The following is a 13,281-nucleotide window of genomic DNA, read 5'->3' on the forward strand; positions in this document are numbered from 1 at the left end:
GTGATTCACGCACTCTGGTTGTAAGTTCGGCGGATGTCCCTCGCTCCCGATGCCGTCGCGCCGCGGCTGCTGCGTGCCTTTCTCGCCGTCGTCGACGAACTGCACTTCACCCGGGCCGCCGCCCGGCTCTACATCGCCCAGCAGGCGCTCAGCCGGGATGTGCGGCGGCTGGAGCGGGAGCTGGGCGTGGAGTTGTTCGTGCGGACGACCCGGCAGGTGGCGCTGACACCGGACGGGGAGCGGCTGGTGCCGTACGCACGGCGTGTGCTGGAGGCGCAGGACGCGCTCGTGGGGGCGTTCCGGCAGGCCCGGCCGTTGCTCGTGGACCTGAACTCGCCGGGGCTCGCCACCGGCGTACGGGTGCTGCGGCGGGCCCGGGAGCTGGTGCCCGACGTGGAGTTGCTGGCCCGGTACGAGAGCGGGCTCACGTACGCCGCCGCCGAGATCCTCGCCGGGCGCCTCGACGTGTCGTTCGGCAGGTTCGCGGGGCTGGACCCGGCGGTGCGGGCCCGGCTGGCACAACAGCCCGTACGGTACGAGCCGATGGCGGTGATCCTGCCCGAGGACCACCGCCTGGCCGCGCTGGACGCCGTGCCGTTGGCGGAGCTGAGGGGCGAGACCGTGTACGCGGGTGCCGGCAACCCCCGTACGCCGGAGTGGACGGAGCTGGCGCGGGAGCTGTTCGCGGGACGGGGGATCGACCTCGCGCCCGCGGTGCCCCTGGTGGTGGGCGAGGAGGAGTTCGCGCGGGTCATGGCCAAGACCCGGACGCCCGTGCTGGCGGTGGTGGACTTCCCGCCCATGCCGCGCAGCGTGCTGCGGCCGCTTGTCGACCCCGTCCCGCTGTCCCCCGTCTCTCTGGTGTGGCGGAAGGGGTTCACGCATCCGGGGCTCGATGCCCTGCGACGGGCCGCCATGGAACGGGCGGGCGCGGAAGTATGGCTTTCATATCCGGAGGACGGGTGGATTCCGGCTACAGATGCACTCATCATGATGAGTTTCACCTGATAACACACATGTCACATCTCTCCCGCCTCTACATTCGGGCCCCCGGGTGCGTGTGATGGGCGGGGCGCCCCGGATCGGGTGGGGGCCCGGTCCGGTACAGGAAAGTGCGAGAGTCCGGCATCGAACGCATCCGCAACCCGTGGGGGGAAGCGCGTGCACGTGGAGAAGTGGCCGAAAGGCACCCAGCCGGAGCGGTCCGACGGCGACAGCCGTGACGAACACCGTGGTGACGTCGAGGGCGGCCTCGGTACCGACCCGTTCGCCCGGGCCGGAGCCGCCGGTGACGAGGTGGTGTGGCCCGAGGCCGCCGGCAGAACGGGGTCCGTGCCCCGGCAGTCGACCGCCTTCGCCGGTGTGCCCCGGCAACCCGACGCCGCCGTGCGCGGGGCCGGCCGGCCCGGCACCGTGGCCGCCCCCTGGGAGCAGCCCGACCAGCCCGGCCGCAACCACGACCCGCACGAGGTGACCGTCCAACTCGACGGCGTCGGACGGGAACTGGACGGACCGGGCAGGCACGCGGGCAAGGACCCGGACAAGGCCGCCGGGGGCCAGCCCGACGGACCGGTCTTCGTCGACGAGTCGGGGCGCCGCCGCAACCGGTACCGCAGGCTCGGCATCGCCGTCGGCACCGCCTGCGCCGCGTACGCCGCGGTCATCGTCGGCACGCTGGTGTCGGGCAACTCGGACGCGCCCTGGCTGCCGATGCCCATGCAGAAGGACGAGGCACCGGCGGACAAGGTGGACACCCCGCCGCAGCCGGCCGAGTCGTCCGACGTCGCCGACACCGCCGAGGGGGTCGTGCCGCCGCCGAGCGCGGGGTCGGTCTCCCCGGGAGTGACCCCCGCGCCGGGCCGTGGCGACTCCCGCGACGACGCCCGCGACGACGGCAGGAAGAAGGCCCCGGAGGCCTCCGCGAGCGCCCGGCCCAGCGGCGGCGCCAGCACAGGCCCGAAGCCGAGGCCGACCACCGGCGTGAAGGAGCCAGAGCCCTCGGTCTCGGCGTCCCCGCCGGCGGGCGGCGGCTCCAGCCCCACGCCCACCCCGACGCCCACCCCCTCCGAGTCCGGCGGCCCCGCTCCCGGCCAGGGATCCGGCACGGACACCGTCGCCGGCGGTCCGCCGACCCCGGCACCGGTCGAGCCCGCCACCGCGGCACCGGAGAGCCCGCAGGAACCGCAGACCTCGGAGACCCCCGCATAATGACCCGCTTCAGGCGCGGCGGCACACCTTCGCGTGCCGCCGCCAAACGCCGTACCCGCACACCCCGTTCACCCGAGGCCGCCGACGGCACGGCCGGAAGCCCCCGGAAGGGGTCGTCGAAGCGCCCGTCGAAGCGCCGGGCCGTGCGGCTGCCGCTCCGCCACATCCTGCCGTGCCTGTTTCTCGTCGCCCTGATGGCGATGCTGATGCTCCGCGGCTACGTGCACAGCGAGATCCTCGCCGACCACCGGGTCCGTCCGCCCGTCGCGAACGACCGGGTGCCGCAGCGGATCCTCGACGGCGGGCCGGTGATCGACACCCGCTCGGGCCGTGCCGGCAGCCTCGACGTACCCGACCGCGAACTGGTCCTCACGTTCGACGACGGCCCCGACCCCGTGTGGACGCCCAAGGTCCTCGACGTGCTGAGGAAGCACGACGCGCACGCCGTCTTCTTCATCACCGGCACCATGGCCTCGCGCTACCCGGACCTGGTGCGGCGCATGGTCGACGAGGGCCACGAGATCGGGCTGCACACCTTCAACCACCCCGACCTCTCGCTCCAGTCCAAGGACCGCATCGACTGGGAGCTGTCCCAGAACCAGATGGCGCTCGCGGGCGCCGCGGGCATCCGGACCTCGCTGTTCCGGCCGCCGTACTCGTCGTTCTCGGGCCGTATGGACAACCGGTCCTGGCCGGTGACGCAGTACATCGGCAGCCGCGGCTACATCACCGTCGTCAGCGACACCGACAGCGAGGACTGGAGCAGGCCCGGCGTCGACGAGATCATCCGCCGGGCCACACCGAAGGGCGGCGAGGGCGCGATCGTGCTGATGCACGACTCCGGCGGCGACCGCTCGCAGACCGTCGCCGCGCTCGACCGGTTCATCCGCCAACTGCGCGACCGGGGTTACGCGTTCCACACCCTCACCGGTGCGCTCGACGCGCCCAGCGCGCACACCGAGGTCACCGGGGTCGGCCTGTGGAAGGGCAAGGCGTGGGTGGTGCTCGTCCAGGCGTCGGAGCGGATCACGGGCGTCCTCGTCGTGGCCCTCTCGGTCGTCGGCGTCCTCGTCCTCGCCCGCTTCGGCCTGATGCTGGTCCTGTCGGTGTGCCACGCCCGCAAGGTCCGCCGCCGGAACTTCCGCTGGGGCCCCGACGGCCCCGTCACGGAACCGGTGTCCGTCCTCGTCCCCGCCTACAACGAGGCCAAGTGCATCGAGAAGACCGTCCGTTCGCTGGTGGCCAGTGACCATCCCATCGAGGTCCTCGTCATCGACGACGGGTCCAGCGACGGCACCGCCCGGATCGTCGAGGAACTGAGCCGGGACCTGCCCGACGTGCGCGTCGTGCGGCAGCTCAACGCGGGCAAGCCCGCAGCCCTCAACCGGGGCATCGCCAATGCCCGGCACGACCTGATCGTGATGATGGACGGCGACACCGTCTTCGAACCGTCCACCGTCCGCGAACTGGTCCAGCCGTTCGCCGACCCGCGCGTCGGCGCCGTCGCCGGGAACGCGAAGGTCGGCAACCGGGACACCCTCATCGGCGCCTGGCAGCACATCGAGTACGTGATGGGCTTCAACCTCGACCGCCGCATGTACGACGTCCTGCGCTGCATGCCCACCATCCCCGGCGCCGTCGGCGCCTTCCGCCGCGAGGCCCTCGAACGGGTCGGCGGCATGAGCGAGGACACCCTCGCCGAGGACACCGACATCACCATGGCCATGCACCGCGACGGCTGGCACGTCGTCTACGCGGAGAAGGCCCGCGCCTGGACCGAGGCGCCCGAATCCGTGCAGCAGCTGTGGTCGCAGCGCTACCGCTGGTGCTACGGCACCATGCAGGCGATCTGGAAGCACCGCAGGGCCCTGTTCGAGCGGGGCCCCTCGGGCCGCTTCGGACGGGTGGGCCTGCCGCTGGTGTCGCTGTTCATGGTGGTCGCGCCGCTGCTGGCCCCGCTCATCGACGTGTTCCTCCTGTACGGGCTGGTGTTCGGCCCGACGGAGAAGACGATCGGCGCGTGGTTCGGCGTCCTGGCCGTCCAGGCCGTCTGCGCCGCGTACGCCTTCCACCTCGACAAGGAACGCATGACCCATCTGATCTCCCTGCCGCTGCAACAACTCCTCTACCGCCAGCTGATGTACGTCGTCCTGCTCCAGTCGTGGATCACCGCCCTGACCGGCGGCCGGCTCCGCTGGCAGAAGCTGCGGCGCACGGGCGCGGTGGGACTGCCGGGTGATCCCGGCGGGGCGGGCGCGGCGACCACCGGGTCCCAGCCGCGTGAAGGGAGCCCGGTCGGATGAGCACCCTGACGCAGACCTCGACGGAGGAGACCCCCGCAGCGCCGGCGCCGGCCGCGCCCGCCCGCGACCGCTACTTCGACTTCCTGCGGGCCCTCGCCATCTTCCGCGTGGTCCTCTACCACCTCTCCGGCTGGGCCTGGCTGCCGCTGGTCTTCCCCTCCATGGGGGTGATGTTCGCGCTGGCCGGCAACCTCATGGCCCGCTCGCTGAAGCGCCCGGCCCTCCAGGTCGTCAAGGGCCGGCTCCGCCGGCTGCTGCCGCCCATCTGGCTGCTGGGCGTGATCGGGGTGACCGGCATGGTGGCCCAGGGCTGGGGGCCCGACGCGGAGGGGCATCCCGCGTGGTGGTGGCTCCACCTCACGTTCTGGATCCTGCCGATCAGCGACCCGCCGTACGCCGAGGGACTGCCCGGCGTGCACGGCTTCATCGGCGCCGACTGGGCCGTGGAACTCGCCGGGCCCCTCTGGTACGTCCGCGCCTACCTCTGGTACGTCGTCCTGTCCCCGGTGCTGCTTCGCGCGTTGCGCGCGGTGCCCGTGGTGACGCTCCTCTTCCCGGTCGTCCTGTCGGCCGCGTTCGAACTGGGCTATCTGTCCCTGCCCGGTGAGCGGTTCGCGTCGGGGCTCACGGACTTCAGCACCTTCGGCGCGTGCTGGATCCTCGGCATGGCCCACCAGGAGGGCGTCCTCAGGCGCCTGCCCCGCTACATCGTCCCCTCCGTCGCCCCGGCCGTGGCCCTGACGGGCCTCTGGTACGCCCTGCACCACGACTTCGGCCAGGGCAACGACCTGGACTCCATGCCGTTCGCCCAGGCGCTGTATTCCCTCGGCACGGTGGCGCTGCTGCTCCACCTCAGCCCCTCGTGGTCCGAGTGGCCGCGCCGGCTGCGCCGCTGGAACGGGGTGATCACCTTCCTCAACTCCCGTGCGGTGACGATCTATCTGTGGCACAACACGTGCATCCTCGTCGCCGCGACCCAGTGGGACCGGCTGTGGTCCGTGGTGGTCCTCGAACAGAACGTGCCCTGGCTGCTGGAGAGCGTCTGGCCGGTGCTGGTCCTCACCTGGGTGCTGATCGTCGGCTGCGTCGTCGCCTTCGGCTGGGCGGAGGACCTGGCGGCCCGCCGCCGGCCGAGACTGTGGCCGAACGGCGGCCGGGCGGGGCGGAGCGCGCACAGGCACTGAACGGGCCAGTCCGGGGGCGGCACGGCCAGGGTGTCGCCGCCCCCGTCGGGTCTTGTACTGACCCGGTAACCAACCGGGATACGCACTTGCGTACGACTCAGCCGGTGATGGATGTTGGGCTCGCTGGAGGCAGGCGTTCCTTGCCTCGCCGAAGCGACCCGAGGAGTGACACCCGCCGATGACTCAGCCTCCCGGCCAGCCGCCGTACGACGGTTACGGGGCCCCGCAGCCGCAGCAACCGCCGTACCCGGGGCCGTACGGGCCCCCGCCGGGGGCGTCCGGTCAGGCTCCCGGTCAGCCCGGCCCTCCGCCCAACCCCTACACGACCGCCCCGCAGCAGCCGTACGGCGCCGGTCAGCCGCCCTACGGCGCGCCGGGCATGCCGGGTGCCCCCGGAGCGCCCGGTGTACCGAACTACGGCCAGCAGTACGGCGGCTATCCGCCCCCTCCGCCCCCGGGCGGCAACGGTGGCAGGATCGCGCTGATCGTGGTCGCCGCGGTGGCCGCCCTCGCGGTGATCGGCGGCGGGATCTTCCTGCTCACCTCCGACGACGGCGACGACACCGCGGCCAAGCCCCGGCAGAGTGTGTCGGCGCGGGCTGACGACTCGGAGACGCCGACCTCCGAGCCCACCGAGGAGTACACCCCGACCCCCGAGGACACCGACGCCGGCGGCGACGCGTCCACGGCGCCCCGCACGGGTGTCGAGGGCCAGTGGCAGGACGACGAGGCGCGGACCCTGACGATCGGCAAGGAGCAGTCCTCGGGCGACCTCCAGGGCCAGCACCCGCTGTCCTACATCGACATGGTCGGCGGCAAGGGCATCCTGACGGGCGTCGGCAAGTACCGCGACGAGAACAACTTCCGCATGGCGCTGCGGCCGATGGCCTCGGAGAACGTGGACGACAAGGACATCACCTTCGCCACGGTCCGCCGCTCCGGCAACGACGTCGTCATCACCTGGGAGGACGGCGGCGGCACGGACAAGCTGAGCTATGTGGGGGAGGCGTCGGGCTGACGCGCGGCGCCCTGCGAGCGACGGCGGGCGAGTTCAAGGTCTATGGCTGGAGTTCACGCCGGTACCAGGTGCCCGACTCACCGCCGAGATCGGCCGGGGTGGCGGGCCGACCGGGACGAACCCGGCCTTGGTCAGGACTCTTCGGGAGGCGGCATTCTGGTCGGAGGCGGCCGCCCGCAGTTCGCGCAGGCCGTGCGTCGCCGTCGCCGTCCGGCACAGTTCCCGGACGGCCGCGGTCGCCACACCGCGTCCGGTGACCCGCTCCCCGACCCGGTAGCCGAGTCTGGCGGTGCCGTCCTCCAGGTCGTACAGGTTGAACCTGCCGAGCACCGAGCCGTCCTCGGCGACGAGCGCGTAGAAGGCACAGACGCCGGTCTCCTGCTCGGCCAGCAAGGCGTCGTACCTGTCGGTGAACCGGTCGAAGAAGTCGTCACCGCGGTCGGGGACCGAGGCGGCGAAGTAGGCGCGGTTCGCCAACTCGAAGGCCAGGACCGACGGGGCGTGGCCGGCATGCAGCCGTATCAGACTGGGCATCGCCCGACCCTATCCGGACGTATTCACGTCTGAGTCTGATCGGCTGCTTTGAGCGCGCGTATGAGGTGACCGAACGACACTGGGCTTGTGGTGAGGGTAGTGCCGGGGCTGTCGCTCTCGTGGAGGAGCAGGGTGCCGGTGGTGTCGTGGGCGGGGACGTCGCGTGAGGGGTCGCGCTCCGCGACGTGCCGGGCGAGCGAGTCGACGCCGGGGCGGGCGTACCGTTCAGGCGCTCAGCCGGTCCGGGTTCGTGCTTGCTTGCGGTATCCATCCATAATGTCCTGGCGGAGCAGGAAATCGAAGCCGACAGACGCCAGGCGTATCCCCAGCTGATAGCCCTCGATGCCAAGTTCGTGTGCGGTGTTCTCCAGGTGCCAGTCGTTGGCGGCAAGCCTGCTGAGAAGGTGACCGCGACGGACCTGGGTCTCCGACAGACGAAACGTCTTGAGGTAGGCAATCCTGCCCCTGTGGTCGGTGATGGCCTCACCGATGTGGTTCTCCTGCTGAGGACGGAACTGCGGCAAGAAGCGGGAGAGCGTGAAGCCCTGCATCCGGTAGACCGTCTGCCAGGTATACGCGCGCTCCAGCAGGCCGGCCGCCATGGTCGTGTCGTGAAAATCCGTCCAAGCATGTTCCTGCTCGGCAACTGCCGTGCGCAGGTGGGCCAGGGAGCGGATCTGCGAGTCGGAGATGCGGGCCCGGAAGTCCTGTACCGGTGGCATCAGCATGGCGTAGGTGTAGATCAGGTCGCCGTACATGTCCTGCAGGAGTGTGGCGTGGAGGGCGCGGTAGTCGTCGGGATGCGGGACCACGAAGGCGGACGCGAGTGCGTCGGCGACGTAGACCATCACACCGCATTGACCGGGGTGGATCTCGAAGATGCGCAGTGCGTCGGCGAGTCCGCTTACTTCGGCACCCACATAGGCTTCCTCGACGCGCGGGGAGAGCCCTCGGCTGATCGCACGCCGCGACCACTCCTCCCATGCGATGGAGGGGCCGCCGAAGTGCAGTGCCAGGTAGCCTTCCATGGCCAGGTGCATGGGGAGGAACCGCAGCCGGTCTCTGGCCTGGCGGCGGGCCATCCTGCGGTGGATGCGCAGGCCCATGGTGGCGGCGGGCGCCGCCTTGCCGTCAGTGGAAAGCTGGGTGCCGTAGGCGGCTGCCGGCGTGCCGTCGTCAGTCCATGTGGCGACGAATCCATGGGGGATGTAGGAGGTATAGACAGCGCGTGGGCCGACCTCGACCAGACCGGTCGCACCGCCGTAGAGCTGAGGGCGCAGGCGGAGGTCGACGATAGGTTCGTCACGTACGAGCGGCACCAGACGGACGGCACCCCAGACCTGTGAGGGGCGGGCGGTCAGGCCGGTCAGGTCCAGTGTGGTCATCGCGCCTGCTCCTGCTGGTGTCCGCTCAGCATGTGAGCGGCACGGGTGTTCATGTACGTGACCAGTTCGGCCAGGCCGGTCCGGCCCTCCGCGAACTGGGCGACTTCCACGAGGGCGGGAAGGTCCTCGGCGTCACGGATACCCGCGGTGGGCACCGTCGGGGACAGCCGACGTACGTCGAAATCGGCCGCGTCGTAGACGGGGTTGAGATGGACGATGCTGGTGCGACGCCTGGGGTCGAGCCGAGTGCGCCAGATGCGCAGCACCTCGGCGGCCAGGCCAGGAGGTGCGTTGTCCCACCCGTCGGAAACGATCACCAGCCTGGACGGTGTGGTGTCCAGCGCGTCGAGGATCCGCCGGCCCAACGGCGTCGGCCCGTACGGGCGGGTCAGCAGTGCGTCGGTCCGCCCGGACGTCCACAGCGCGGTGTAGGTGCCGGAAAGAGCCGCGAGCAGATAGTGGCAGGCCATCGCCACGGCCAGCGGTCGACGACGCTTGTGAACCGAACCGAAGGTGGAAAAGCTGTCGTCCAGGACGGCGGTGACCTTGCCCCAGCTCCCCCGGTGGGGGCCGGCCGCCCGGTCGGCGGCCGATTCCAGGGCGTGGGTCAGCTCGGCACGTCGGCGCAGGCGGTCCTCGACCGGCAGCGAAAGCACATAGGTCGCCAACCGGGTCAGCGGCATCCGGGACAGGTCTGCCTGTACTCCCGCGATCCCGCTCTTGCGCGCGGACTCCTGCAACCGCAAGGTCTCCTGGCGGGTCATCCGCGGGGCTATGCGCTCCAGGAAGACCTTCCGGGGGATCTTGTGCTTGGCGGCGAAGCCCTCGGCAGCCGTATAGGGCAGCTCGTACAGGGCGGCCTGCTCGTAGTGCGCGCGGCGCCACGTCTCCAAGAGAGGTGTCGCGTAGTGCTTGCGGGTCAGCGGCGCAAAGACGAACGCCCCCAGCTCTTCGGTGGCAGGGACCAGGTGTGCGTGGCGAAGGGCTCGCTTGAGGCCGCTGCGGTACTTCACGGCATCGAACGCCAGGTCCGGGCGGGCGGACAGCCAGTCACGCATGATCGCGCGCGTGCGACGGTTGTTCACCCCGGCCCGGCGCAAGGCGTTGAACAGCCCGTACACGCGTTGCGGCGGCAGCGTCGCCAGACGGCACGCGATCAGTCGGCCCTCGCTGCGACGCTGGTCGGCAGTGGCCTCACGGGTGGTCTCCAGCAACTGTCTGATGATGAGGACCGCGTTGTAGTCGTTGATGTCGAGCGCAAGCACTCCGGCGTACAGGTCACGGTAGTTACCCAGCATGTATGCATGGAGGAAGCCCAAGGACAGCCGCTGCTCGCCCTCGTCGCTGTGGAATTCACGTTGGCCGGTGGAGGTGGTTGCCGCGTTGACGAAGAGCAGTACATCGTCGGCTGCGACGAGGTCCCCGTACGAATCCATCCCGTTCTTTCCTCAAGAGTGCGGATGCCGGCCGGGGAATGGGGGCACGAACTGCGAATCAGTGCTGAAATGGCATTTTCCGGAAGTCGCACCGAAGTCCCGCGGCCGGCCTCTGGACCGTAACAGGGCAGCGCACACGCCCTCTACTGTTTTCCTTCACCCCGCCTCCACGCGGGTCCAAGTCCCCTTTTAGCGAACCCCGTTGTCATGTGTCCGCAGGCGGGCAGAGCGACCGCCTGCGGCACACCGTACCCCCTTGCGAACAGTGTGCGCATGCACGTACGCTGTTCTTAACGACGCACGCCGTACGTACGCGGTGGGCCGCCATGAGGGGAACGGAAGGTTCGTGATGGAGCAGATGGAGCACTCGGCGCGCCAACTCCCCGAGCCCACCCGGCCGTTGTCCTCGTTCATGCGGTTCGTCGCGTGCGGCGGTGGAGTCGGCGTGCTGTCCAGCGGGGCCGTCGCGCTGCTGGCCGCGCTGCTGCCGTGGGCCGTGGCGAACGCGGTCGTCACGGTCGTGTCGACCGTCCTGGCCACCGAGCTGCACGCCCGCTTCACCTTCGGCGCCGGGCGCCGGGCCGGACGGCGGGAGCACCTCCAGTCGGCCGGGTCTGCGGCCGCCGCGTACGGCGTGACCTGCGCGGCCACGGCCGTCCTGCACCTCGTGCACTCCGCCCCCGGTCTCCTCGTCGAGCAGGCCGTCTACCTGGGCGCGAGCGCGCTGGCCGGGGTCGGGCGGTTCGTGGTGCTCCGCGTCGTCGTGTTCGCCGCGGGGAAGCCGGCCGGGGCCGCGAACACCCCGCTCACCGCCCCGGCCCGTACGGTCCCGGCCCCCCGGCGCACCGCCCCGCCGGTGTCCCGCGCCTGGTACGAGTGGATCGACGACGTGCCGCTCGCCCACCGCAAGTGGATCCCGGCCGACACCTGGGCGCCCTGCCCCGCGGGGTGACCGGCGGCGCGGGGGGCCGGGTGGTGGCGTCGACGCCGGGTCAGACCCTGACGAGCGGGGCCCGGTCGTCGGCGTACTGCGAGAGGGGCGTGCCGCCGGCGAGGGGGATGGTGGCCAGGTACTCGGCCGGGAGGGCGAACGCCTCGACGAGGGTGGTCATGTGGGGGGCGAGGTCGGCGATCACGGTCTCGATGGTCTTGGGCAGGCCGCGCACGTGATCGGCCGTCATGAGACCCTCGGCGAGCAGATCGCCGGTGTGCTCGCCGATCTGCTTGAGGAGGAACAGACGGCACAGGCTGTGCAGCAGGAACCGGGCCGTCGGCTGGGTCGCCTGCGCGGCCGTCGCGAGGAAGGCGTCCGCCGCCTGGAGACGGGCGTGGGCCGAGACGGCCTCCAGAGCGGCGGTCGACGCCTCGTTCCAGCGGCCCACCGGGTCCCCGGCGGGACCCTCGCGCAGAGCGGTGCGGGCGCGGGCCTGCCAGATGGACTCGGCCTCGGCGAGCAGACCCCGCAGGAACGCCAGGTCGGCGAGTTCCTGGCCGGGGGAGACCGGGCCGAGGTGGCCGCGTTCGACCGTGTCGTGTCCGAAGAGCATCTCGCCGCCGGCCTTGAGCCAGACGACAAGGTTGTCGCCCTCCGCGGTGATCGCGCTCTCCAGGTCCTGCTGGAGCTCCGACAGGCCGTTGACCCGGAACAGCCCCTGCGCGCCGCAGCGTTCCCGGCATTCGAGCGTGATGTCCCGCGCCTCCCAGGTGATCCAGCCCTTGGCGATGGCCACCAGACGCTCCACCTCGGCCCGGTCCGCCGAGGTGTGCTCGGCCCACCGGGTCACCACGTGGCGGTGCAGGAACGTCATCGCGTACCCGGTGGCGAGGGCGTGCAACAACCGCCCGTGGTGGCTGCGGTGCGCGGCGAGCGGCAGCCGCTGCCCGGACTTCGGCCCGCTGACGTGGCGCCGGTGGGCATACCGTACGGCGATGGCGAGCGCCGTACGGGACACCCCGATCGCGGCGGCGCTCATGCACAGCTTGCCCGTGGTCACCCGGCCGATGGAGCGCAGGAACCTCTTGCGCCGGCTGCCCACACTGCTGGTCACCGTGCCCTCGGGGGAGAGCTGGCCGTGCTCGGCCTCCAGCAGTGCCTCCCGCGGCAGCCACACACGGTCGAAGGAGGTGAGGCAGTGGTCGACCGAACTGCCGAGCTTCGGAGGCAGCGCGCGGACCGTGATGCCGGGCAGGTGTCCCACCTCGTCGCTGAGCGGCACCAGGAAGAGGAAGACCCCCTTGTCCTTGCCCTCGACCATCAGCCGGGCGGCCACCAGGGCGCTCTTGGGGCCCCCGACCAGGCTGGTGTTGGGCATGAACTTCTGGGCCCCCGGGTGCGGGGTGTCGAGGACGAAACCGCCGGTGGCCGGGTCCAGCGTCGCGGTGGTCTCCATGGCGGCCGCGTCGTTGCCGTGGTCCAGTTCCGTGCAGAGGAACGTGCCCGTGCGGTTCATCGACACGTACTCCGACAGATCGTGCCGGTAGCCGTCGTGGTCGACGAAGCTGCCCAGGAACAGGTTGTAGTGGATGCCCGACAAGGTGCCGAGGGCACCGTCGACGAAGCCCGTCCACTCGTGCAGGCTGGCGAGCATCCGCGGGTCGGAGGCCAGGGCCTCCGGGTTGTCGACCGCGTCGTTGACCAGTCGGAGCCGGTCGTACGACAGCGCCGTGCGCTCGTCCGGTGAGAGTCCGGGGCGGTAGGCGAACGCCTCACCGCTGACGAGGGTGCGCCAGGTGTCGTGGACACGGGCCCGGTCCTGCTGGTCGAAGAGCAGGTGGGTCAGTTCCTCGGCGGCTGTCCCCTCGCCGTCGCGGCCCACGGGAGGCGGATTCGAAGCAACGCGGTCGGTTTTCTGCGCGTCTGTCTTGGCAGAGGCAGACTTGTCGAGCGTGAGCAAGGTCATGGTCACGACCTCTTCCCCCTGATTAGAGCCCAGTAGTTGGGATCACAGGGTTCAGAAGATACGAACCAACCGGTTTTTATTCAAGACGTCTTCTGCCGGTTCCTGACTCCTTGACGCGACCTTGACGCGGGGCGCCCAGGAGCGGCCCCGGGGTAAGCGGTATCCCTCGAACATCGAGCCTCACGCTTCTGGCCTGCGGAGATGGTGGGCTCGTCGAGCGGGTGAGCGTGATGGAGGGGGCTCTGCGGGCAGGGTTGCAAAACAGGACGCCCGGTCTTATTCTCGATCTCGCCGGTCGGTTTTAAGGCTCCAG

General features: G+C 70.9%; 9 protein-coding genes and 1 pseudogene. 6 read left to right on the top strand and 4 right to left on the bottom strand.

The features are described from left to right. Nucleotides 1–33 precede the first annotated feature (33 nt). The 5 genes from SMA5143A_RS19650 (at nt 34) to SMA5143A_RS19670 (ending at nt 6,713) form a co-directional block, all read left to right on the top strand. On the top strand, nt 34–1,008 hold the full coding sequence (locus SMA5143A_RS19650) for a LysR family transcriptional regulator (RefSeq protein ID WP_107464208.1): 975 nt from the start codon (nt 34–36) through the stop codon (nt 1,006–1,008). 159 nt (nt 1,009–1,167) lie between these two features. Next, nucleotides 1,168–2,208 carry a hypothetical protein gene (locus SMA5143A_RS19655; protein WP_146193917.1) on the top strand — a complete coding sequence of 347 codons (1,041 nt, stop codon included), beginning with the start codon at nt 1,168–1,170 and terminating at the stop codon, nt 2,206–2,208. Then, nucleotides 2,208–4,511, top strand: a complete 2,304-nt coding sequence (locus SMA5143A_RS19660; RefSeq protein ID WP_258193620.1) for a glycosyltransferase — start codon at nt 2,208–2,210, stop codon at nt 4,509–4,511. The genes SMA5143A_RS19655 and SMA5143A_RS19660 overlap by 1 nt, the downstream gene beginning before the upstream one ends. Next, nucleotides 4,508–5,695, top strand: coding sequence for an acyltransferase family protein (locus tag SMA5143A_RS19665; protein WP_107464210.1), 1,188 nt, complete (start codon nt 4,508–4,510; stop codon nt 5,693–5,695). Before SMA5143A_RS19660 ends, SMA5143A_RS19665 begins: the two co-directional genes overlap by 4 nt. A gap of 178 nt (nt 5,696–5,873) precedes the next feature. Then, nucleotides 5,874–6,713, top strand: coding sequence for a hypothetical protein (locus tag SMA5143A_RS19670; RefSeq protein ID WP_107464211.1), 840 nt, complete (start codon nt 5,874–5,876; stop codon nt 6,711–6,713). 40 nt (nt 6,714–6,753) lie between these two features. On the opposite strand, the pseudogene SMA5143A_RS19675 reads toward SMA5143A_RS19670, so the two are convergent. The 3 genes and pseudogenes from SMA5143A_RS19675 to SMA5143A_RS19685 form a co-directional block, all read right to left on the bottom strand. Then, a pseudogene (locus SMA5143A_RS19675) lies at nt 6,754–7,247 on the bottom strand (GNAT family N-acetyltransferase). A 233-nt stretch (nt 7,248–7,480) separates the two neighbouring features. Beyond that, complete coding sequence (locus tag SMA5143A_RS19680) at nt 7,481–8,632, bottom strand: ARPP-2 domain-containing protein (RefSeq protein ID WP_107464212.1); 1,152 nt, start codon at nt 8,630–8,632, stop codon at nt 7,481–7,483. Then, nucleotides 8,629–10,068 (bottom strand): hypothetical protein, encoded by a 1,440-nt coding sequence (locus SMA5143A_RS19685; protein WP_107464213.1) that lies wholly within the window; start codon nt 10,066–10,068, stop codon nt 8,629–8,631. Before SMA5143A_RS19685 ends, SMA5143A_RS19680 begins: the two co-directional genes overlap by 4 nt. 349 nt (nt 10,069–10,417) lie before the next feature. On the opposite strand from SMA5143A_RS19685, the gene SMA5143A_RS19690 reads away from it, so the two are divergent. After that, entirely contained in the window at nt 10,418–11,020 is a 603-nt protein-coding gene (locus SMA5143A_RS19690; RefSeq protein WP_375136520.1) for a hypothetical protein, read from the top strand. A gap of 40 nt (nt 11,021–11,060) precedes the next feature. Here SMA5143A_RS19690 and SMA5143A_RS19695 read toward each other — a convergent pair whose 3' ends face one another. After that, on the bottom strand, nt 11,061–12,884 hold the full coding sequence (locus SMA5143A_RS19695; RefSeq protein ID WP_308812041.1) for an acyl-CoA dehydrogenase family protein: 1,824 nt from the start codon (nt 12,882–12,884) through the stop codon (nt 11,061–11,063). Between the last annotated feature and the right edge of the window lie 397 nt (nt 12,885–13,281).

The organism is Streptomyces sp. MA5143a, from assembly GCF_900290235.1.
GTDB lineage: Bacteria > Actinomycetota > Actinomycetes > Streptomycetales > Streptomycetaceae > Streptomyces.